22 protein-coding genes are annotated in these 20,893 nt (G+C 49.8%); 6 read left to right on the top strand and 16 right to left on the bottom strand.

Going from position 1 to position 20,893, the window contains the following annotated elements:
• The first annotated feature begins 15 nt into the window (after positions 1-15).
• On the top strand, positions 16-927 hold the full coding sequence (locus AC3QL0_RS09020; protein ID WP_493008180.1) for a LysR family transcriptional regulator: 912 nt from the start codon (positions 16-18) through the stop codon (positions 925-927).
• Positions 928-938: 11 nt separating this feature from the next.
• On the opposite strand, the gene AC3QL0_RS09025 is transcribed toward AC3QL0_RS09020, so the two are convergent.
• Positions 939-1,868, bottom strand: coding sequence for a bile acid:sodium symporter family protein (locus AC3QL0_RS09025; RefSeq protein WP_493008181.1), 930 nt, complete (start codon positions 1,866-1,868; stop codon positions 939-941).
• A gap of 38 nt (positions 1,869-1,906) precedes the next feature.
• Positions 1,907-2,092, bottom strand: a complete 186-nt coding sequence (locus tag AC3QL0_RS09030; protein ID WP_493008182.1) for a hypothetical protein — start codon at positions 2,090-2,092, stop codon at positions 1,907-1,909.
• Positions 2,093-2,258: 166 nt separating this feature from the next.
• Between AC3QL0_RS09030 and AC3QL0_RS09035 the strand changes: the two genes are divergently transcribed.
• Positions 2,259-2,552 (top strand): hypothetical protein, encoded by a 294-nt coding sequence (locus AC3QL0_RS09035; RefSeq protein WP_430219975.1) that lies wholly within the window; start codon positions 2,259-2,261, stop codon positions 2,550-2,552.
• 16 nt (positions 2,553-2,568) lie between these two features.
• On the opposite strand, the gene AC3QL0_RS09040 is transcribed toward AC3QL0_RS09035, so the two are convergent.
• Positions 2,569-3,135 (bottom strand): GNAT family N-acetyltransferase, encoded by a 567-nt coding sequence (locus AC3QL0_RS09040; RefSeq protein WP_493008183.1) that lies wholly within the window; start codon positions 3,133-3,135, stop codon positions 2,569-2,571.
• Between the two features lie 176 nt (positions 3,136-3,311).
• Between AC3QL0_RS09040 and AC3QL0_RS09045 the strand changes: the two genes are divergently transcribed.
• The 3 genes from AC3QL0_RS09045 (at position 3,312) to AC3QL0_RS09055 (ending at position 6,940) form a co-directional block, all read left to right on the top strand.
• Positions 3,312-3,908 carry a GNAT family N-acetyltransferase gene (locus AC3QL0_RS09045; protein ID WP_493008184.1) on the top strand — a complete coding sequence of 199 codons (597 nt, stop codon included), beginning with the start codon at positions 3,312-3,314 and terminating at the stop codon, positions 3,906-3,908.
• Between the two features lie 42 nt (positions 3,909-3,950).
• Complete coding sequence (locus AC3QL0_RS09050) at positions 3,951-4,739, top strand: bestrophin-like domain (RefSeq protein WP_493008185.1); 789 nt, start codon at positions 3,951-3,953, stop codon at positions 4,737-4,739.
• Positions 4,740-4,954: 215 nt separating this feature from the next.
• The gene (locus AC3QL0_RS09055) at positions 4,955-6,940 is read left to right on the top strand and encodes an FUSC family protein (protein ID WP_493008186.1); all 1,986 of its coding nucleotides are present in this window, start codon (positions 4,955-4,957) and stop codon (positions 6,938-6,940) included.
• 18 nt (positions 6,941-6,958) lie between these two features.
• Here the strand turns inward: AC3QL0_RS09055 and AC3QL0_RS09060 are convergent, their stop codons facing one another.
• The 8 genes from AC3QL0_RS09060 to AC3QL0_RS09095 all read right to left on the bottom strand — a co-directional run bounded on the left by AC3QL0_RS09060 (position 6,959) and on the right by AC3QL0_RS09095 (position 13,939).
• Entirely contained in the window at positions 6,959-7,486 is a 528-nt protein-coding gene (locus AC3QL0_RS09060) for a GNAT family N-acetyltransferase (RefSeq protein ID WP_493008187.1), read from the bottom strand.
• A 173-nt stretch (positions 7,487-7,659) separates the two neighbouring features.
• A complete protein-coding gene (gene sufT, locus AC3QL0_RS09065) occupies positions 7,660-8,217 on the bottom strand; it encodes a putative Fe-S cluster assembly protein SufT (protein ID WP_493008188.1) in 558 nt (185 codons plus the stop codon).
• A 9-nt stretch (positions 8,218-8,226) separates the two neighbouring features.
• Positions 8,227-8,682, bottom strand: coding sequence for a Fe-S cluster assembly sulfur transfer protein SufU (gene sufU, locus AC3QL0_RS09070; protein ID WP_493008189.1), 456 nt, complete (start codon positions 8,680-8,682; stop codon positions 8,227-8,229).
• A complete protein-coding gene (locus AC3QL0_RS09075) occupies positions 8,675-9,925 on the bottom strand; it encodes a cysteine desulfurase (protein WP_493008190.1) in 1,251 nt (416 codons plus the stop codon). The genes sufU and AC3QL0_RS09075 overlap by 8 nt, the downstream gene beginning before the upstream one ends.
• The gene (gene sufD / locus AC3QL0_RS09080; protein WP_493008191.1) at positions 9,926-11,215 is read right to left on the bottom strand and encodes a Fe-S cluster assembly protein SufD; all 1,290 of its coding nucleotides are present in this window, start codon (positions 11,213-11,215) and stop codon (positions 9,926-9,928) included.
• Entirely contained in the window at positions 11,212-11,988 is a 777-nt protein-coding gene (gene sufC, locus AC3QL0_RS09085; protein WP_166408954.1) for a Fe-S cluster assembly ATPase SufC, read from the bottom strand. Before sufC ends, sufD begins: the two co-directional genes overlap by 4 nt.
• 13 nt (positions 11,989-12,001) lie before the next feature.
• Positions 12,002-13,450: a Fe-S cluster assembly protein SufB gene (sufB, locus tag AC3QL0_RS09090; RefSeq protein WP_493008192.1), complete on the bottom strand. Its 1,449-nt coding sequence runs from the start codon at positions 13,448-13,450 to the stop codon at positions 12,002-12,004.
• Complete coding sequence (locus tag AC3QL0_RS09095; RefSeq protein WP_493008193.1) at positions 13,451-13,939, bottom strand: SUF system Fe-S cluster assembly regulator; 489 nt, start codon at positions 13,937-13,939, stop codon at positions 13,451-13,453. It lies immediately after the preceding gene.
• Between the two features lie 180 nt (positions 13,940-14,119).
• On the opposite strand from AC3QL0_RS09095, the gene AC3QL0_RS09100 reads away from it, so the two are divergent.
• Positions 14,120-15,709, top strand: coding sequence for an anti-sigma factor domain-containing protein (locus AC3QL0_RS09100; RefSeq protein ID WP_493008194.1), 1,590 nt, complete (start codon positions 14,120-14,122; stop codon positions 15,707-15,709).
• Positions 15,710-15,724: 15 nt separating this feature from the next.
• Here the strand turns inward: AC3QL0_RS09100 and AC3QL0_RS09105 are convergent, their stop codons facing one another.
• The 5 genes from AC3QL0_RS09105 to pheS all read right to left on the bottom strand — a co-directional run bounded on the left by AC3QL0_RS09105 (position 15,725) and on the right by pheS (position 20,862).
• Entirely contained in the window at positions 15,725-16,543 is an 819-nt protein-coding gene (locus AC3QL0_RS09105) for a ferritin-like domain-containing protein (protein ID WP_493008195.1), read from the bottom strand.
• A gap of 51 nt (positions 16,544-16,594) precedes the next feature.
• Positions 16,595-16,993: a MerR family transcriptional regulator gene (locus tag AC3QL0_RS09110; RefSeq protein WP_493008196.1), complete on the bottom strand. Its 399-nt coding sequence runs from the start codon at positions 16,991-16,993 to the stop codon at positions 16,595-16,597.
• Positions 16,994-17,039: 46 nt separating this feature from the next.
• Positions 17,040-17,354: an integration host factor subunit alpha gene (locus AC3QL0_RS09115; protein WP_135866268.1), complete on the bottom strand. Its 315-nt coding sequence runs from the start codon at positions 17,352-17,354 to the stop codon at positions 17,040-17,042.
• Positions 17,355-17,373: 19 nt separating this feature from the next.
• Positions 17,374-19,779, bottom strand: a complete 2,406-nt coding sequence (gene pheT / locus AC3QL0_RS09120) for a phenylalanine--tRNA ligase subunit beta (protein ID WP_493008197.1) — start codon at positions 19,777-19,779, stop codon at positions 17,374-17,376.
• 63 nt (positions 19,780-19,842) lie between these two features.
• Positions 19,843-20,862: a phenylalanine--tRNA ligase subunit alpha gene (gene pheS / locus AC3QL0_RS09125; protein WP_430223177.1), complete on the bottom strand. Its 1,020-nt coding sequence runs from the start codon at positions 20,860-20,862 to the stop codon at positions 19,843-19,845.
• Positions 20,863-20,893 lie beyond the last annotated feature (31 nt).

Genomic DNA, 20,893 nt, shown 5'->3' on the forward strand with positions numbered 1-20,893 from the left:
ATCATTATTCTTACAATGAATAATTTACGTCGCATAGACCTCAACCTCTTGCTATGCCTACATGCCTTACTGGAAGAAAAGCACGTATCACGTGCTGCCAGCAGGTTGCATAAAAGCCAACCGGCCATGAGCCATGCCTTGGCCCATCTGCGCCGCATTTTTAATGATCCTTTATTGGTGCGCCGGGCAGGCAAACTCACGCTGACCAGTACAGCAACGGATCTGCTGCCGTTACTAGGCCAGGCGCTCAATCAGCTTGAAACCCTATTCCAAGCCCCTACTTTTGATCCCACACACGAAGCACGTAGTTTTAGGCTAGCCATGTCGGATTATGGCGCGCGCATTATTTTGCCCGTGCTGGTACGTACCTTACGCCAACAAGCACCTCATATTGAGTTGTTGATTAGCCAAGGTAGTCGTGAAGCCATGTTGGCTCAGGTGATGGATGCGGAAGTCGATATAGCTTTAGGTGTGTTCCCCATGGGGGTAACACCAGCCCTAAAAGAGCAGGTACTGTTTGAAGAAGCCTTTACCTGTGTAGCCGATGCCTCTACCTTAAACAGCACAGGTACACTGACGTTAGATGAATGGCTTTCACGCCCCCATGTGAGCGTCGCCATGCAACCGCATTTAAACAATGAAATAGATGTGGCCCTACAAGCACTGGGGGCCAAACGTCACGTGATGGTGTCGTTGCCGCACTGGGGCGTTGCTAATACCCTGATTGCTGGCACCGATTTAATCTTGACCGTGGCGAAGGGAAACCTGAGTCCTGAAGGACTGATCCCACCACTATGCAGCTTTGCTCCACCGCTGGATATTGCCTCGTTTAACTTTGTACAAGTGTGGCACACACGTAGAGACGCTGATCCGGCCCATCATTGGTTACGCCAACAAATAGCGCATATTGCTCAACAGCACTCGTAGCTCTGGATGTCTTATGCCTGCGCGCGGCGAGTTAATAATCTCGCAACCAACGGTGACGTCACCATCTGCACAATGGCAAAAAACACCGCAGGAATAGCGATTTCAGAGGGCAAACCAGACGCTGCCACAAAGGCGGCAGCAATGCTGAATTCTTTTTTACTCACGGTAAACAAATAGGCAATCAGCTCTTGCCTGTCAGTAATCCAGATTTTGGCGCACATGCCCACGGCGTACCCTACCAGATTCAAGCACAGCGCAGCTGCCGCAATCACCCAAGCATACCAACCATAATCCAAAATCGTTTGCGAATTAGGCCCGATCACCGCCAACAAAATCAGCAAATACAACAGCGAACCTGCTCCGGCATACACCGAATCGTAGCGTGCTACGGCTGTCGTGAATCGTGTCCGTAACCCTACCCCCACTACCGTGGGCACTAATACGATTAAAACGAGTTCAGCCACAATATTCCCTAGCGGAACATCCAGCTCCACGCCGGTGAGTCCTAAGAATAAAAATGGAATGATAAAGGGGGCCAAGGCTGTATTCACAGCATTCAAGACTGCCGCTAAGGCAACGTTTCCCTGTGCCATCAACACCAATAACGGCGCGGAAACATCGGTAGGCAATATACCCAGTAAGGTTTGGCCGTCGGCTAATGCCCCTTGCCCAAAAAACCAGCGCCCAGTCAGCCAACCCACTAGAGACATGGGCACATAGACCAAGAACAACGCTAGAAACTGCTTAGCTGGGTGGCGCAATACGACGGTAACGGCTCTCGCATCAAAGGTTAAGCTGATAACCAGCATTAACAACGCGAGCAAAGCACTAATACCGGGCGCTAACCACTGCCCCGGTGTAGGCCACAGTAAACCCACTACAGCCACCAACAGCACCCACACCACCAAGTGTGACTCTATGCTTTGAAAGAGCTTACGCATACTACAAGTGACCAGAGGCTGCTACACCCTGTTTGAAATCAAGCGCCAGTATTTGACAACGGCACGCTATCAGGACGGCAATCGTCTAACCCGTCTGTCGCGTTAACATCGCATGTAACGCCAGGCATGTCTTCTAATTCTTTGATGATTTTCTTTTCTTGTGTGGTGCAGCCAGCTAACACGATGCCACACACTAACGACATGCCTAAAAACAGGTTTTTCATGATGCAGTTCAGGAAAGGGTTGTGATGGCGCATTATACATGCATTACTACGGCCTTCTGCCTGCCCTAGGCGGGGCAACGCATCAAAAACACCGCATACTTCACAAAAATCGCTTGATCATCTTCGTAAATATACTGTATAAATACACAGCATTAAGGAGATTACCATGCTATATATTATCCGCTTAGAAGATGCCCCAAAAGACTTAGCTGAACGCAATAAGCGCGACGCTGAATCACGCTTTCAACGCACACTGGAACGCAAACTAGGCGGGCCAGATGCGGTAATCCAAGCCTATCAAGCCTGGCGCAATGCCGAAGAAACCTCAGAGTACGAGCTAAACGACTCACAAATCAGCTTAGTGAAACAATGGTTATCTGCCGCATCACAAGCGCAAACAGATGGCTTCCGAGAACTAGGCGAAAGTGAAGCCTATTTCGATATACGCTTGCAATGCTAACACAACACGCCACTCACTACTGTTGTTTTAACCAGTCCTCATACTGTACCCGGTACAGCACATGGTGACGCAGCGGGTGATCTGCTGGCAATGCCGGATGCATGAAATCTTCGCCTTCGGCATAGCTCAATCCTATACGCTGCATCACCGCTTGCGATCGCAGATTCGTTAGCGTCGTGAACGCCACCACTTCCGGTAGTTTTAGCTCAGTGAATGCATGCGCTAACACAACGCGTGCTGCCTCACTCGCATACCCTTTCCCCCACGCTTGCTGACATAAGCGCCAACCTATTTCCACAGTAGGCATAAAAGGCAGCCCTGCACTACCGGGCACAGACAACCCAACAAACCCCGCAAAAGGCAGCGCACCGGGTATTTCTACTGCCCAAAAACCAAAGCCGTTGTTCTCAAAGCCTGCTTGTATACGCCTTGCTAAATCATCGCTCTGCTCGGTATCCAACACCGATGGAAAGAACTCCATCACGGCAGGATCGGCATTTAACTGAGCAAATGCCGCCAAATCATCGGTACGCCACGGGCGCAGCAACACACGCGTCCCACGCAAGGTCATCGCGCTTTCCATACTGCTTTCCTTAAAACTGTAGCTTTCTAGTATAGAACGAGGCGGCCCTCAGCTACTGTATAGCGAGTGGTTTTATACTACGTTGCTCATCCTAAACGTTGTCATACACCGCCAATTTTTGCGAACCAGGCGTGTAAAACAGCGACTTTCACCAGCCAATTTACACGGAGACATTCATGGTTGCGACATCACCTTGGCTAACCCCGGTCACACTGCAAGGCACAACCGTCACACTACGCCCCCTTCAGCCCAGCGATCGCGACGCGTTATTGTTAGCTGCCAGTGATGGAGAGCTCTGGACGCTGTGGTTTACCAGCGTACCCAGCGCAGATAGTATTGACACCTACCTCAGCAAAGCATTTGCAGACCAAGCCGCTGGGGTGTCGCTGCCATTTGCTGTCATCGATAACGCAACCGGCGATATCGTAGGCAGCACTCGCTTGTGCAACGCCGACCTGGTGAATCACCGAGTAGAAATTGGCTATACCTGGTATGCCAAACGCTGCCAACGCACCGCCACTAATACAGAATGCAAATTACTGCTGCTTACCCACGCCTTTGAGTGCTGTGATGCCATTGCCGTAGAGTTTAGAACCAACTGGCACAATCATGCCTCCAGACAAGCCATTGCTCGTCTTGGCGCCAAACAAGATGGTGTGCTGCGCAATCATCAAAAAATGCCTAATGGTGGTTATCGAGATACGGTAGTGTTCTCCATCCTGAGTCATGAATGGCTTTCTGTGAAGCAAGCACTGTCCAGCCGTTTACAGTAACTACTCCTTATCAACACTCTTACCTCACGCACACCTACATACATGGAATTTCTTTTGGCTGGCAACTATGCCCACTACGTGCTGATGCTGTCTACCCTTGTTTTGCTGATGGGGGCAGCTTTTCTGGGCAAGCGCATTGGTAAACGGCGTCAAGCACAAGATCAACCAGTAGACGACGAGTTGAAAATTGTATTGGGTGCCATTTTGTCGTTATTTGGTTTGCTAGTGGGCTTTACTTTTTCGTTTGCCATCAACGGTTATCAAGCCCGTATACAGGCAGAAGAAAACGAAGCTATCGCCATTGGTAATGCCTTTCAACGCATTTCTGTGCTGGAAGAAAAGTACCAACCTCGTGCAGAAGCTATGCTGCAAGAATACCTGACACTACGCATACAGTTTTTTGAAACCACCGACGAGAACAACCGCGCAGACATTCGTTTAGAAGCCATTCAACTGCAAACCCATATGTGGAAATTGATTAGCCAACTGGCGCAGCAAAATCCTAATGCCGTGATGGTAACAGCGTTAAATGCAAGCAATGAGCTGTATACCGCTCAACAAAAAACCATGTCCAGTTGGCAACGACAAGTACCTGGTGCTGCATGGGTATTGCTGCTGTTCTTCGCGGTGTGCTCCAACTTCTTGCTAGGACACAACATACGTGGCATTCATGGCAACAACACCATAATCATGCTGCTGCCTGCACTGATTTCACTTGCTTTGCTCATGATCTCAGAAATAGATTCCCCGGGTGCTGGCATTATTTATGTCACTCCAGAAAATCTGAATGCATTACGTCATACGCTGGAATTAGGCGGCCTAGCTCCCTAGCTCACGCCACAGACCGCCACTGTTTTGCACAGTTACGCTTAATTGTTACCAAAATCTACAAACATTGCGTCGCTACAAAACTTGATTACTCTGTTCTATAGCAAACCACTGTGCTTGCCACAGAGTGTGCTATAGAACAGAGATGACTACCTTCGCAGCATTCTAACTACGACGGGGGCTACTGCCTCTGCTTTCACCCTTCTGGTTTTGTGTAGATGGCAAAAACCTTGCAGTCCAACCAGCCTCGCCCTGCGTCCTTTGCTCACCCCGTAGCATGGGTACGGCAGTTAACACGCCTACAACCTGCTAAGTGGAATTGGCCACGCTCAACCAGAGCAGCGTTAGGCATAGGCCTGCCATTAGCCATAGGGACGCTCTCTGGCGAACTGGGCGTTTATCTCTGGGTAGCCATGGGCTTCCTACTGCAAATGGGGGGGGAACGCGACAACCCCTACCATATCCAGTTTCAGCGCATGCTAATCACTACGCCGCTCAGTTTACTGGGTATATTGCTGGGCTATTTAAGCTATCTACCATGGGAAGTGGTCATACTGTGCTTTACTGTCTTGGCTTTTATCTCGGCCATTTTAAGTAGCTATAACTCCGCACTATCCATTGGCACCATGCAGATGCTGATGATGGGTACTGTCGCCGTCGGGAACCCTGCTATTAATCATTACTGGCATGTAGCGCTGTTAGCATTTATAGGTATTGTGTTTTACGCTGCCTTATTAGGCTTAGAAGCCTTAATACTCAGACATAGACCTGAGGATCAAGCCTCAGAAAACCTACTACGCGCACTGGCATTATTAGCGTTACATCGCGCCAAAAAGCAACCTATAGAACAAGACGAACAGCAGATCACCACTAACTTAAACACCTTGTACACACTAATGTTTCACACCCGTTCATTGTCGCAAGGCAGAAACTTAGGGTCTGAACACACCGCCGCGGTGCTGCAACGTTTTGATAGTTTATTTGCCTCTATAGTGGGTTGCGCAGACAGTACTCAACTTAGCGCCATAGCAACCACCTTACAGAAAGCTGCCACGGCGTATGCTTCTAAATCTAAGCATATTCCCGTTGCTGACGAAACACCGGGTTGCAACACTAGCCTAAACAAAGACGCTAACGAGCTATTTCAAACTCTATGGCAACGTTCAAGCACCCTACCCGATAACAGTATTACCGCGCCACAACCCGCCGCCAAACGCAAACAACTGGCCGCTGTTTTGGGCGAACTTAGCCCTGGTAGAGAAGTGCTGCTGGCTGCTGCCGCGCTAGCCGTCTGTACTTTTATTGCTTACGCGTTACGCTGGAAAGACGACTACAGTCACTGGTATTGGATTCCCATGACGGTAATTCTCGTTATGAAACCTGATATGGGCTCGGTATTTTCGCGCAGCATGCTACGCAGTATAGGTACTAGCTTTGGCGTCATTATTGGCGGGCTAATTCTGTATTTTGTGAGCCCAGGCCCGTTGTTTGTGCTCATTATGGCAGCGCTTGCCTTTGTCTTACCGTGGGCGTCACAACGCTCGTACGCCATGATGTCTCTGATCATCACCCCATTGGTGCTTGTGCTGATAGATTACGTAAGCCCCGAAAAAAATGGCGTGAATTATGCGTTACTGCGTTTTGAAGACACCTTGCTAGGCGGTGCTATCGCCCTAGTATTTGGTTATTTATTGTGGCCCAAAACAAATCACCGTCAGCTATACCAAAACTTCCAGCAGATACGATTAGCGTTGGCCAACTATTTGCGCGCCACATTACTGCAACCTAATGTCTCTGAGCAAAAAAACCAATTACATAGTGCACGCCATGCTGCCTATGGGCAAATAGCGAACATACGTACCAACCTGCAGAAACAGCTCTCTGACCCGCCACCAGCGAGCCAAGAAGCCCTGTCATGGTTTCCGCTCATTTCCAGCGCCGCACGTATGGCGAATAACATCACCACTTACTCCATCAACAGCACCGGCAACCTTAGCACACACGATTTGCAATACATACAGAAACTTGCCGATCTGATAGCGCATGGTACACCGTCTGATTTTCCTAAAGAGGCATGGCAAAGTGATACGCCCGGCTCTGCTGAGGATCAACTGTTACGTGCTGCTCAGAATGAACTACAACATGTGAATGGTATGGTGGACGTACGCCCTGCTTCTACTGCTAATGAAGCCACTACCGTCTAACGACCTAGTGGCTCTGTACTAGTAAAACCAGTGCGCTAAATGAATATCGTCGGGCTCTTTTTCATAGAGCTCACGATCCGGCGGTAAACTTAGCTCTGCGCCACGACTGAGGTAAAACTCAACGGTGCGCTGTGTCGATGTAGCAGAAATATAAAAGCCTGCAATACCCATCGCTTGGGCTTCAGCTCTAGTACGGCCGTACAGTTCAGATGCTAGCCCCTGACCTCGCCAGCTATGGCTCACATGCAAAAATGCTAACTGATGCAGCTTAGGGTAATCCGTGACAGGACGACTATCCATCACGCTGACGGCGGCTAACTCGTCCCCCTCAAAAGCCCCTAGAAAAAGGCCACCACGTTCAAAGCAAGCGCGCAAAACCGGGCCATATTCTTGTTCCTCACCTTCTGGCCACCCACGTGTATCGTAAAACTGCTCACGTAGCTGCAAACGGTCATTTACCATCACGTAGACATGTTGAACGATTTCACGTCGTTCAATTTCCCACACTTTATCTACTTCTTGTTCTGTTAACCGCCTGTACTGCATTCAAACCCCTTCATCACCTATGTAGTTAATTCCGCAAACACGTCGCTGCTATGCGCACTGATTTGCGCAACACTGCTGATCTACAGCCTCCCATCCCTATGCTGCTTTTAGGGATAGGCAATAGTGTTTGCCTCTGACAATAAAAAACCGAGTCTACGACTCGGTTTTTAGTATTACAACATACCTAGCTGTAATCGGGCGGATTCGCTCATCATGTCGCGACTCCACGGTGGATCCCACACCAGATCAACATCTACCTGCTCAACGCCTTGGATAGATTGCAGTTTAAAGCGAGCTTCGTCCGCAATCATGGTCCCCATGCCGCAGCCGGGAGCCGTTAAGGTCATTTCCATACGAATTGCGTAATTGCCAGATTCTAATTGGCTCACTGCGCAGGTATAGACTAAACCCAAGTTCACAATATCAACGGGAATTTCTGGGTCAAACACCTGCGTTAACACGATCCACGCAGCATCTTCTACAGTTTTCTCGCTCAATGGCTGCTCAGGAACGAATACCTCGCGCTCTACGACGTCTTGACCCAATGCATCAGCATCTGAGCCTTCTACACGGTACAGGTTGCCCTCTACCAAGACGGTAAAACTACCACCCAAGCGCTGCGTGATGGTTGCCATGCAACCTGCTTCAATAGTGACCGGTGAGCCATAAGGAATGGTTACAGCCGGACAATCACGACTTACTACTACATCTTCACGGTCGAAGTAACTCAACGTCTGCCCCTATTCTGTCTTCGCGGTTTCTTGGGCTTTGGAAATAGCATTATGCAAAGTGTGCCAAGCCAAAGATGCACACTTCACACGTGCAGGGAACTCTTTCACGCCAGACAATACTTCCAGTTTATCCAAGTCTCGATCAGGGTGTTCTTGGGTCAACATGGCATGCACATCTTCAAACAGTTGCTCTACATCTGCCTTGCTTTTACCTTTGCAAGCTTCAGTCATCAACGAGGCCGATGCCTTAGAGATCGCACAGCCGTGACCAATAAAGCTCACTTCTTCTACGATGCCCTCGTCATTCAGACGCGCATAAACAGTCAACTGGTCACCACACAACGGGTTATGCCCATCAGCCTGATGTGTAGCAGGATCCAACGCCTTAAAATTTCGTGGATTGCGGTTATGGTCAAAAATTACTTCTTGATAGAGTTCGCGCAGACCATCAAATGCATTACTCATCACTTACCCCAAAGAGTTTCTGTGCTTTTTTCAAACTAGCTACCAATGCATCTACATCGGCAAATGTGTTGTACACGCCAAAGGACGCACGAGCGGTACCGGGAATACCCAGTTCAGTCATCAACGGCATTGCGCAATGATGCCCAGCACGAATGGCTACGCCATCCATATCCAAGATCGTGCCCAAGTCGTGGGGGTGTATGCCATCCACCATGAATGACACCACACCGGCTTTATGCGGCGCTGTACCAATGATTTTGATGCCAGACAACGCTTGCAATTGCTCAGTAGCATAGGCCAGCAGCGCTTGCTCGTGCTCGGTAATGGCATCAAAACCAATACGTTGTACGTACTTCAAGGCCTCAGCCAATACCACCACACCCGCAATATTAGGCGTACCAGCTTCAAAGCGTTGTGGCGCTGGCGCAAAGGTGCTGCCCGAAAAGCTCACGGTATGAATCATGTCGCCACCGCCTTTCCAAGGTGGCATAGCATCCAAAATCGCGTATTTACCGTACAGCACGCCTACACCGGTAGGACCGTAGATTTTGTGGCCCGAAAAGGCGTAAAAATCACAATCCAAATCTTGTACATCTACCACTTGGTGCGCCACAGCCTGAGCACCATCTAACAACACTACCGCACCCACGGCATGCGCTTGCGCAATCATCTCTTTCACGGGGTTCACGGTACCCAACGCATTAGACACATGCACAAGCCCCACAAATTTTGTGCGTGGACTTAGCAAACGACTGTACTCAGCCTGATCCAAGGTGCCGTCTTCTAGCATAGGCACAACTTTGATCACAGCACCTTTTTCTTCAGCCAACAACTGCCACGGCACGATATTGGAGTGGTGCTCTAACATGGTGAGCAAAATTTCATCGCCCGCCTTAATGTTGGCACGCCCCCACGTCGCCGCTACCAAGTTGATGCTATCAGTAGTGCCGCTGGTGAAAACGATCTCTTCTGTACGCGCCGCATTCAAAAATGCACGTGTGCACTCACGACTGCGATCGTACAAGTCGGTAGCGTGCTGCGAGAGCCAATGCACACCGCGGTGTATATTGGCGTTCTCGCGTTCGTAGAATTCGCGCTCAGCCTGAATAACACACTGAGGTTTCTGCGTGGTGGCTCCGTTATCCAGATACACCAGTCGCTTGTCACGGATGGGGTGCTGCAGAATGGGAAAATCCCCTTGCACATCCAGTTTGATTTCAGTAACGGCAGAAGCGCTCATCATTTATTCCTCAACCAAAGCCAAGCCGCCGGGCAGCAAGGCAGAAATACTAGCGGTTGCTCGAGCACGCAGAGCATCATTGCGTATGCGCTCCAAACTGGAGGCTGCAAACGCATAAATCAGCAGGTTGCGGGCTTCTTCTTCACTCAGACCGCGAGAGCGCAGGTAGAACAGACTTTCTTCGTCTAGCTGACCCACGGTAGCACCGTGCGCACATTTCACGTCATCAGCGTAGATTTCCAACTCTGGACGAGCATCGCTACGTGCCAGTTTGGACAACAACAAGCTGTCTGAACGTTGGATAGCATCAGTGCCATCTGCGCCCTTGCCCACCACAATACGGCCGCTAAACACACCGCGAGCCATATCAGTCAAAATACCGCGATAGTATTCGTGGCTAATGCAGTTAGGTACTGCGTGGTCAATAACCGTGTTGTGGTCTACATGGCGTTTGCCATCAACGTAGTACAACCCGTTGAACAGTGTCTCGCAACGTTCGCCCAAGAATGTGGTACGAATATTGTGACGTGCCAACTTAGCACCAAAGGACAACGAGTGCGACTCAAAGCGCGAGGCTTTTTCCTGTGTCACACTGATATCAGCCAAGTGCAACGCTTGTGTGTTTTCTTGCTGGAATTTCAGGTGGGTCAGGTTCGCATCTGCTGCCACAAACGCTTGCGTTACTACGTTATTCAGTGAAGCCACATCGTCGTTCAGGCTGACATGATGCTCGACTACAGTCGCCACTGCACCCGCGTCCAAACGCACTACGTTACGTGGGAAGCTAGCACCTTGTGCCACCGTATTCATGAATACTACGTGCACTGGTTGCTCTAGCATGACGCCTTTAGCGACGTGCACATAAGCACCGTCTTCCGCCAATGCCAAGTTCAATGCGCTAACGCTGGTACCAGCATCTGCTGCACCATAGTACTGTTCTAGATCGACATCATTTAGCTGAGCAGCCAATGCGCCCAGTGTCACACCAGCAGGTACGTTATCCAGTTGCGACAACTGGCTTGCATACTTGCCATCTACAAACACTAACCAGTAGCCAGTTTCAGCGTGTTGCAACGCTTTAACTTGTGCGGCCGCATCAGCACTGACTGGACGCTGGTAAGCAGCTTGCTCCAGAAATGCCAACGAGGTGTGGTGCCAATTTTCTTGTTTGGTGGTTGGCCAACCTTCTGCTGCAAAACGCTCCAAGGCCTGCTGTCGCTGGCTATTTAGCCATGCGGGTGCTTCTGCCAGTGTCTGCGCATACTCCGTGACCCATGCAGGGAGCTTGCTCATACAGCGGCTCCTTTAGCAGCCTGTTCCGCAGCCAATTCTTTTACCCAGCCGTAACCGCGTTTTTCCAGTTCCAGCGCCAAGCTAGCATCGCCAGACTTGATGATCTGACCATTAGCCAAAACGTGTACGTGATCAGGAACAATGTAATCCAACAGACGTTGATAGTGAGTAATCACGATCATGGCGCGATCAGGTGCACGCAGACGGTTCACACCATCAGCCACCACACGCAGCGCGTCAATATCCAAACCGGAGTCAGTTTCGTCCAGAATGGCCAGTTTAGGTTCCAACAGACTCATCTGCAGAACTTCATTACGTTTTTTCTCGCCGCCAGAGAAGCCTTCGTTCACAGAGCGGTACAAGAACTCTTCGCGCATCCCTACGGTTTTCATTTCAGCTTTAACCAGCTTCAAGAAATCCATGGCATCCAACTCAGGCTCACCGCGTTGACGGCGAATAGCGTTCAAGGATGCACGCAGGAAGTAAGCGTTAGACACGCCAGGAATCTCGATGGGGTATTGGAAAGCCAAGAACACACCATTGCGGGCACGCTCTTCAATGGCCATGTCCAACAAATCTTGACCATCAAACTCTACCGAGCCGCCGTTGATAGTGTAGTCATCACGACCCGCCAACACTTGCGACAACGTACTTTTACCGGAGCCATTAGGGCCCATGATGGCATGGACTTCACCCGCTTTAACTTCCAGATTCAGACCGCGCAAAATTTGTTTGTCTTCAATAGAAGCACGTAAATCTTTAATACTCAACATGATGAAGCTCTCCTTAACCTACACTGCCTTCCAAACTTACGCCGAGCAGGTTTTGGGCCTCGACTGCAAATTCCATTGGCAACTCTTTAATAACATCCTTGCAAAAACCGTTCACGATCATGGAAACGGCATCTTCAGCTGAAATCCCACGCTGCATGGCATAGAACAACTGATCCTCGCCAATGCGAGATGCGGTTGCTTCGTGCTCTACACTAGCGGTAGGGTTTTGCACTTCCATAGTTGGGAAGGTGTGAGCTGAACAGCGCTTACCAATCAGCAAGGAGTCACACTGGGTAAAATTCCGGGCATTTTCTGCTTTAGGGGTAATGCGCACCAAACCACGGTACGTGTTCATACCTTCACCAGCCGAAATACCTTTAGAAATGATGGTGCTACGGGTGTTCTTACCCATATGGATCATTTTGGTACCGGTATCTGCCTGCTGACGGTGATTACTCAACGCTACCGAGTAGAACTCGCCTACGGAGTCATCACCACGCAAGACCACACTTGGGTATTTCCAAGTGATTGCAGACCCTGTTTCTACCTGAGTCCAAGAGATGCGTGAACGTGGGCCGCGGCATTCGCCACGCTTCGTCACAAAGTTGTAAATGCCACCTACCCCATCTTTATCGCCGGGGTACCAGTTTTGCACGGTGGAATATTTAATGCTTGCATCATCCAACGCGACCAGTTCAACCACTGCCGCATGCAACTGGTTTTCATCTCGCATGGGCGCCGTACAGCCTTCCAGGTAGCTTACCGAAGCACCTTCCTCAGCAATAATCAGTGTGCGCTCGAACTGCCCTGTATTGGCCGCATTAATACGGAAATATGTGGAGAGTTCCATTGGGCAACGTACACCCTTAGGCACAAACACAAACGAACCATCGGAGAACACTGCAGAGTTCAAGGCTGCATAGAAGTTATCCGTAGTAGGAACTACGGTACCCAAGTACTGACGAATCAGCTCGGGGTATTTATGCACGGCTTCAGAGAAGGCACAGAAAATAACGCCTACGTCTTCTAGCTGCTTTTTAAAGGTGGTCGCCACGGACACGGAGTCAAATACCGCATCTACTGCCACACCTGCCAAACGTGCACGCTCATGCAGAGGTACGCCTAGTTTTTCGTAGGTACGCAGCAATTCCGGATCGACTTCATCCAGACTTTTAGGGCCATCATCTTTGCTTTTTGGGGCCGCGTAATAGCTGATGTCTTGGAAGTCTATAGGCGGATAATTCACCACCGACCACGTCGGCGCCTTCATTTCCAACCATTGACGATAGGCAGCCAAACGCCATTCGAGCATAAACTCAGGCTCCTGCTTTTTCGCAGAAATCAGGCGGATGGTATCTTCATTTAGCCCCTTAGGGATGATGACAGATTCAATATCCGTCACAAAACCTGCTTCGTATTCTCTATCGAGAAACGTATCGAGGTGTTCGTTGACAGTACTCATTCAAGAAAGCTCCACTTTGGAAGTGCGTGCTGTGAAGGGTGTTTGGTCTTGCAAGACCGTGCGTTTAAGAGGGAATTCTGAGGGCGAAGGCCGAATCATATCTGCGACGCTGACATCTTCCAGCGTTCGACGTACAATATCGTTGATTCGTTGCCAGTTGCTACGAATGTGGCAATCTGATTCCACATTACAGGCGCCTGGAGTCGCCACACATTCGGTAATACCGAAAGGCTGATCGTCCAGAGCATCAATAATCTGAGCAACGCTAATTTCATTAGCTGGCCGCGCGAGCGTATAACCACCACGCGCACCGCGAGTACTGATGACCAGCTCATCCTGACTTAGCAGCTTCAACACTTTACTGACTGTAGGTTGCCCCAACCCCAGTAGTGTAGCGAGCTCCGATGCGCTGAACACACGGTTGGGGTCTCCCGCCATGTGGGTCAGAACAAGGGTTCCGTAGTCTATAATTTTGCTGATCCGCAGCATATCGCGATCTCTTGCAAGCCTCAAATAAGGATATGGTACTGCTTTGGTACTATATGCGTCAAATCACCTAGGTAGACAGATCACTGTTACCCCCACCCAGCACAAGATTTAGCACTTTTAAACAACAGTTTCCCCTACAATAGATGTTTCGTTTACATTTTCTGGCACGCAGCATCTCCCATGGTTTCCCGTCACGTCGATCTCAACACCGCCTTGCAGCTTTGTGCCAAAGGCGACCAACGCGCTTTTGCTGACCTTTACACACAAGAAATGCCCCGCATCATGGCATACTCCCTGTCTATGCTGGGCAGCCCTTCTGCAGCAGAAAACCTTGCTTGCGAAACATTTGTACTAGCGTGGAAAAACTCGTTGGGCTTTGACACATCGCTAGGCAGTGCTCAAGCGTGGGTATACAGCATCTTGCGTTACCGTGCTCGTGCACACCAACAACGCGGCGCCAGCGCGGGAGACTTACCTAGCAGCACCCCAGGACATCGTTACAGCAGTGGGCTACTGGCCTACTTTCCTCGTTTGGATCAAACCTCCAAACAGGTAGTGCTGATGGCTTATCTGCAAGGCAAAAACTATGCGGACATCGCTCAGATAGAAAATACGCCAGTCAGTCAATTACGTAGACGCACCCGCTTAGGCATTGCCTTGCTGCGTAAACTACTGCACGGCCAAAGCACCTCGCTGGATGAACAACAGCTACAAATTGCTGAATACACCTTGGGTTTGCTTTCCGATGCTGAGCAAAAATCCATACAATCTTTACTGCAACATGATGACCAAGCTGCGCACGATGCTCTAAGCTGGGAACAAGACTTGATTGCCTTGTGTGATTTGTTACCGCAACAACAACCACCTTCCGAAACGCTATTCATACGTATACAGGAAATGCTGGGGCTAAACCCCATTGCGTTGACCGTTGACCAAACATCAGATCATCAGCACTTTCAACCAAAACTGTACCGTGCTGACGTGGCATCAACGTTTGCAATCCCTGCAAAAGAACAAGAAACCGCAGCAGTTGTTGAGCCTGAACCCGAAGCTGTTGACGATCTACATCACATCAGTTTTTCTGCACGGGATGACGAGCCTAACTACGACAACCAGCGCTATGATGCAGCACCTACTGCTGCCAGCAGTACGCACGATGACTTCTCTCCAGTTCCCACAGAAAGCTTCACCGCCCAACGTGATGAACCCCGCGCTGAAACACGCGTTAAAAAAGAGAAACCAGCCAAAACCAAAAAACCTTTCACACTGAAGCTGTCTAAACCATGGCGCATTGCGGCCATCGCTTTGGCTGTGGTTGTCGTGGCATTGATTGTGATTAGTCTTTTGCCTACCAAGCCGCCCATCACTGTGATTGAAATGGCACCACGCTATGGCGCTATCTTGATGGCTCCTGGTCAATCTTCCACGCCAGGCTGGGTTATGACCTCTGACCCTGAGGGCAATCTGCTACTAGAACCTAAAGTGCACACACAACTGGATGCCAATCAAAGCGCTCAACTTTGGACACAGCGCCCTTTTGATCCAAAGCCCACCTCGTTAGGATTGATTGACCCTAACAAGCCTGTAGCACTGCCCGTATCTCTCATAGGCACGATCGAGAACGATCAGGTATTTGAGATCACATTAGAAAATGCCCAAGGTGCAGCAGCCGGGCAACCGCAAGGTCCAGTACTGTTTATTGGGCGTATTGTGCGCTTTGGTGAAGTACCGCCCATGCAAGCCCCCGGCACTGCCAGTGAGGCCTCATAAACGGCTATTGTCGTTTTAGCGATTACGCTTTCGGGCGGTATCCTGCTGTTCCAGCCAGTCTAGTTCCGCCTGCTCAAAACCAGCCTCAAGACGTGCTGGGATATTAAACGGCCCTTTTAGTGTAGGGGCACGAAATTTCTCGGCCATGATTGGATACATAGCAATGGGGTCTACATCCTGCTGCGAGCATTGCCAACGGTACCAATAATTACCTAGCGCCACATGCCCTACTTCGTCACGCAAAATAATATCCAAAATTGCCGCGCCTTTTTCATCACCCACTTGAGCTAGCCTATTACGCACAATTGGGCAGGCATCCAAGCCTCTAGCCTCTAAGGTTCTAGGTACCAAGGCTAACCGCGCTAATAAATCGTCCTCTGTGCGTGCAGCCATATCCCATAAGCCATCATGCGCAGGGAAAGCCCCGTAATCAAAACCCAGCTCACGCAAGTAATCACGCAGCAAGTTGAAGTGGTAAACCTCTTCTGCAGCCACGTTAAGCCATCCACCATAAAATGCCTCAGGCATACCTGCGAATCGCCACATGATATCTAACGCCAAATTAATGGCATTGAATTCAATATGTGCCAATGCATGTAATAGACCCGCCCTGCCCTCTACCGACCCCAGCCCGCGATGCGGCACATTTTGAGGTGGCACAATGCGTGGCGCATCAGGTCTGCCTGGCACACCAGCTGGTGCCTCATAACATGCAGCAGTGTCTACCAACGGCGTTTGAATGCCTTGTATGTGACGTACTAATTCAGATTTTTTTTGTGGATCTGGCTCTAGCAGCGCCGCTAGCGCTAGTTGTCGTATACATGTTTTTTGCATAGAAAAAGTCCGGCTAAAAGCCGGACCCTTTTTTGTACTCAGAAAACCATTTTAATGCGCGGTTGCTGTTTTAGTCAGCACATGGTCCAACGCATTCGCAACGTTTTCCAACTCTTGGCGCAAGCCTTGTAGCTCTACACCACTTAAACGAACCGCTGCCTCGCTATCGTAAGGAACTTCCACGCCATCACCCAAACGATTACGCGCACCGCTGATAGTGAAACCTTCTTCGTACAGCAGTTTACGAATACGACGAATCAGCAATACCTCGTGGTGCTGGTAGTAGCGTCTATTACCTCTACGCTTTACCGGCTTTAGTTGCATGAACTCTTGTTCCCAGTACCGCAATACATGCGGCTTCACACAACACAGCTCGCTTACCTCACCAATAGTGAAATAGCGTTTGGCGGGAATAGGAGGCAGATTTGCCGTATTTTCTACATTCGTCATGATGAGTTCTTAATCAATGCGAGAGACAAAAAGCATGGACCTGCGATCAGGCTTCAACCACCTGTTCTACATCTTCCACTACCGCTTTCAATTTCTGACTGGCATGGAATGTCACTACACGGCGAGCTGAAATAGGAATCACCTCGCCGGTTTTTGGGTTACGGCCAGGGCGCGGTGGTTTATTGCGCACCTGGAAATTACCAAACCCAGACAGTTTCACTTCATCACCTTGTTCCAGCGTATTGCGAATCTCGGCAAAAAACGTATCAACAATGTCTTTTGCTTCCCGCTTATTCAACCCCACGTGGTCGAATAACAATTCGGTCAGTTCTGCTTTAGTAAGCGTGCTGCTGACATTCATGAATACCTCTCCCCTTTCCTTATGCGCGCTGACGTACTTGGTGATTATCAACCAGCGCTTTTAACAACTGTTGCATTGCTTGTTCTACTGTAGCGTCGTCCAGTGTACTGTCAGGCGATTGCAGCCAGAAACGCATGGCCAAACTCTGCTCAGCAGGGTCTGCTGGATCGCGCCAAATATCGAACAAGCGAATATCCTTAACGATAGCAAGATTTTCATGCTGGCGCACGGTTTCTTGCAAGGTATCCACCAAGCTTTGGTAACTAACTTGACTGTTCACCCAGAATGCCAAGTCACGCTGCACTACGGGCTGTCTGGACAAGGGTTTAGCTTCTGGCAAATCTTTGTGTGACAACGCTTCTACATCCACCTCAAATACCACTGGTGCTGTAGCAATGTCCATGTTTTGCAACCATGCTGGGTGCACTTCGCCAATAAAACCTACGGCTTTGCCGTCCAGCTCAATACGTGCGCTACGGCCTGGGTGCAATGCCGGATGTTCAGCAGCCACAAAACGCAAATCTTGAGCTTTAGTGCCGAACAGCGTTTCCACATCTTTTTTGACGTCAAAGAAGTCAACGTGTCGCTTCGCCATACCCCACTGTTCTGGGAAAGCTTGGCCCCATGCCGCACCTGCCAAGTGTGTAGGTTGGCAAATACCTGCTACTTCCAAGTCGCCGCTTTGGACACTGGCATCACGACGGAATACACGGCCCAACTCAAATACACGCACACGTGGTTGACGGTGTTTAGCGTTGTACTCGATATTGGCCAGCAAACCACCCAACAACGAAGAACGCATCACGGCCAAATGGCTAGCGATAGGGTTCAACAAGCGTACGGGGTCTTGGTTACCGTGGTAATTCTTTTCCCACTCTTCTTCTACGAATGAGTAGTTAATGACTTCTTGAAAATCCAACGCAGCCATATTGGCACGCAATGCGTGAGGACCACGCAAGGACTCTGGTTTTTCGTACATGGCGGCGCGCGCCACAGGTGGCACATCCGGCAGATTTTCAAAACCATAGATACGCGCCACTTCTTCGATCAGATCTTCTTCGATCTGCATATCGAAACGGTAGCTAGGTGGCACAACCGTAAACACCTGATCTTTGCACTGGAACTCGAAGCCCAAGCGTTGGAAAATACGTGTCACTTCTTCTTCGGACACAGGTACACCCAACACTTTATGGCAACGTGCCAAACGCATAGCTACCGGAGCACGTGTAGGCAGCTTGCACTGAATATCATCGACCGGGCCTGCTTGGCCACCACAAATCTCTAAGATCAACGCTGTGATGCGCTCTACGTGCTCAGTAATGTGATCGAAATCTACACCACGTTCAAAACGGTGGCTGGCGTCAGACGAGAATTTGTATTCGCGTGCACGCCCCATGATGGCTTCTGGCCACCAGAATGCTGACTCCAAGAACACATCTGTAGTGTCCAGAGTTACCGCAGTGTCCTCACCGCCCATGATCCCTGCCAAGCTTTCGATCTTACCGTTGCAAGCGATCACGCCCACTTTTTCGTTCAGATCAATGACTTTGCCGCTTAGCAGTTCTAATTTTTCGCCCTCTTTAGCCCAACGTACTTCCAAACCGCCTTGCAGCTTAGCCAAATCAAATACGTGGGAAGGACGCCCCAGTTCCAACATCACGTAGTTGGAGATATCTACCAATGCAGACACTGGACGCTGACCGGAACGCTCCAAACGGCGCTTCATCCAGTCCGGTGTTTCAGCACGTGCATTCACACCCTTAATCACACGACCTACAAAACGGCCACATAAATCAGGCGCTTGCACGTCTACAGCAACGTGATCGTTAATGCTAACCGCCACTGGCTCACAGCTAGGGACGTTTAAAGGTAATTCATTGAGCGCCGCTACTTCGCGCGCCACACCCAATACAGACAAGCAGTCTGCACGGTTAGGTGTCATTTTCAGCTCGAAGACGGTGTCGTCTAGGTCTAGGTATTCGCGAATGTCTGTGCCCACTGGCGCATTAACGGGTAGCTCCATCAGGCCTTCGTGGTCGATAGATAAACCCAACTCACGTGCAGAGCACAACATACCGGCAGACGGTACACCGCGCATTTTTACAGCAGCTATGGTCATGCCACCTGGCAATTCTGCACCAATACGTGCCACTGGAATGCGCAAACCTTGTGCTGCATTCGGTGCACCGCACACAATTTGCAGCAACTCGCCTGAGCCGTCGTCCACTTTGCACACACGCAAACGGTCTGCATCTGGGTGAGGAGCCACTTCAACAATATGCCCTACCACTACACCAGTAAAAGCGGGCGCTGCGGTAAAGACGTCCTCTACCTCTAGCCCTGCCATGGTCAACTGATGAGCCAGTGCATCGGCATCCAAAGTGGTATTAACAAAAGAACGAAGCCAGGATTCTGAAATTAACATGATGAATACGTAAGCGTAAAAAGTTGCCGTAGCGTTTGGAGGTGAAGGGCCTTCAGTGTCTTATCAGGCGAATTGGCGCAAGAAACGCAAATCACCTTCGTAGAACAGACGCAAGTCGTTAACACCATAACGCAACATCGTCAGGCGTTCCAAGCCGGAACCAAAAGCAAAACCAATGTATTGCTCAGGGTCTAGTCCAAAATTACGCACTACGTTGGGGTGCACCTGTCCGCAACCGGAAATCTCCAGCCATTTACCTTGGTTAGGACCACTGGTAAACATCATGTCGATTTCAGCAGAAGGTTCAGTGAAAGGGAAGAAAGATGGGCGGAAACGCACCACTAAATCATCGCTTTCAAAGAAGGTACGCAAGAAGTCGGTATACACGCCTTTAAGATCAGCAAAAGAAATATCTTCAGCAATCCATAAACCTTCCACTTGGTGGAACATTGGCGAGTGTGTTGCATCGCTGTCCACACGGTAGGTGCGGCCTGGAGCAATCACTTTAATTGGGGGTTTATGCATACGTGCGTAGCGCACCTGCATAGGACTGGTATGAGTACGCAGCAACAGCGGCTGACCTTTCTCATCGTTCATGTCGATGTAGAAAGTATCGTGCATGGAACGTGCTGGGTGATTTTCCGGGCTGTTTAGCGCAGTAAAGTTAGTCCAGTCATTTTCGATTTCGGGGCCATTCGCCACACCAAAGCCAATAGAACCAAAAATCTGCTCTACACGTTGCCACGTTTGGATCACGGGGTGAATACCACCCATCGCGCGACCACGACCGGGTAACGTGACATCGATAGCTTCTGCTGTCAGTTTTTTGTTCAGCTCAGCCTGTGCCAATTCAGCACGGCGAGCATTTAATAAATCTTCAACCTGACGTTTTAACTGATTAATTCTTGCCCCTTCTTCTTTTTTTTCTTCGGGAGACAAGGTTGCTAGCCCTTTCAGCAATGCTGTGATTTCGCCTTGTTTACCCAAAAAGCGGGCTTTAGCATTTTCCAGCGATGCAGCATCCTGAGCCTCAGCAAATTGAGACTGAGCACGCGCAATAAAATCTTCTACAGAGAACGTCATGGTGTGTTTTGCCTTTACCAAAAACAAACGG

It is taken from the genome of Paenalcaligenes sp. GW821-LYS-B07-1 (assembly GCF_058803365.1).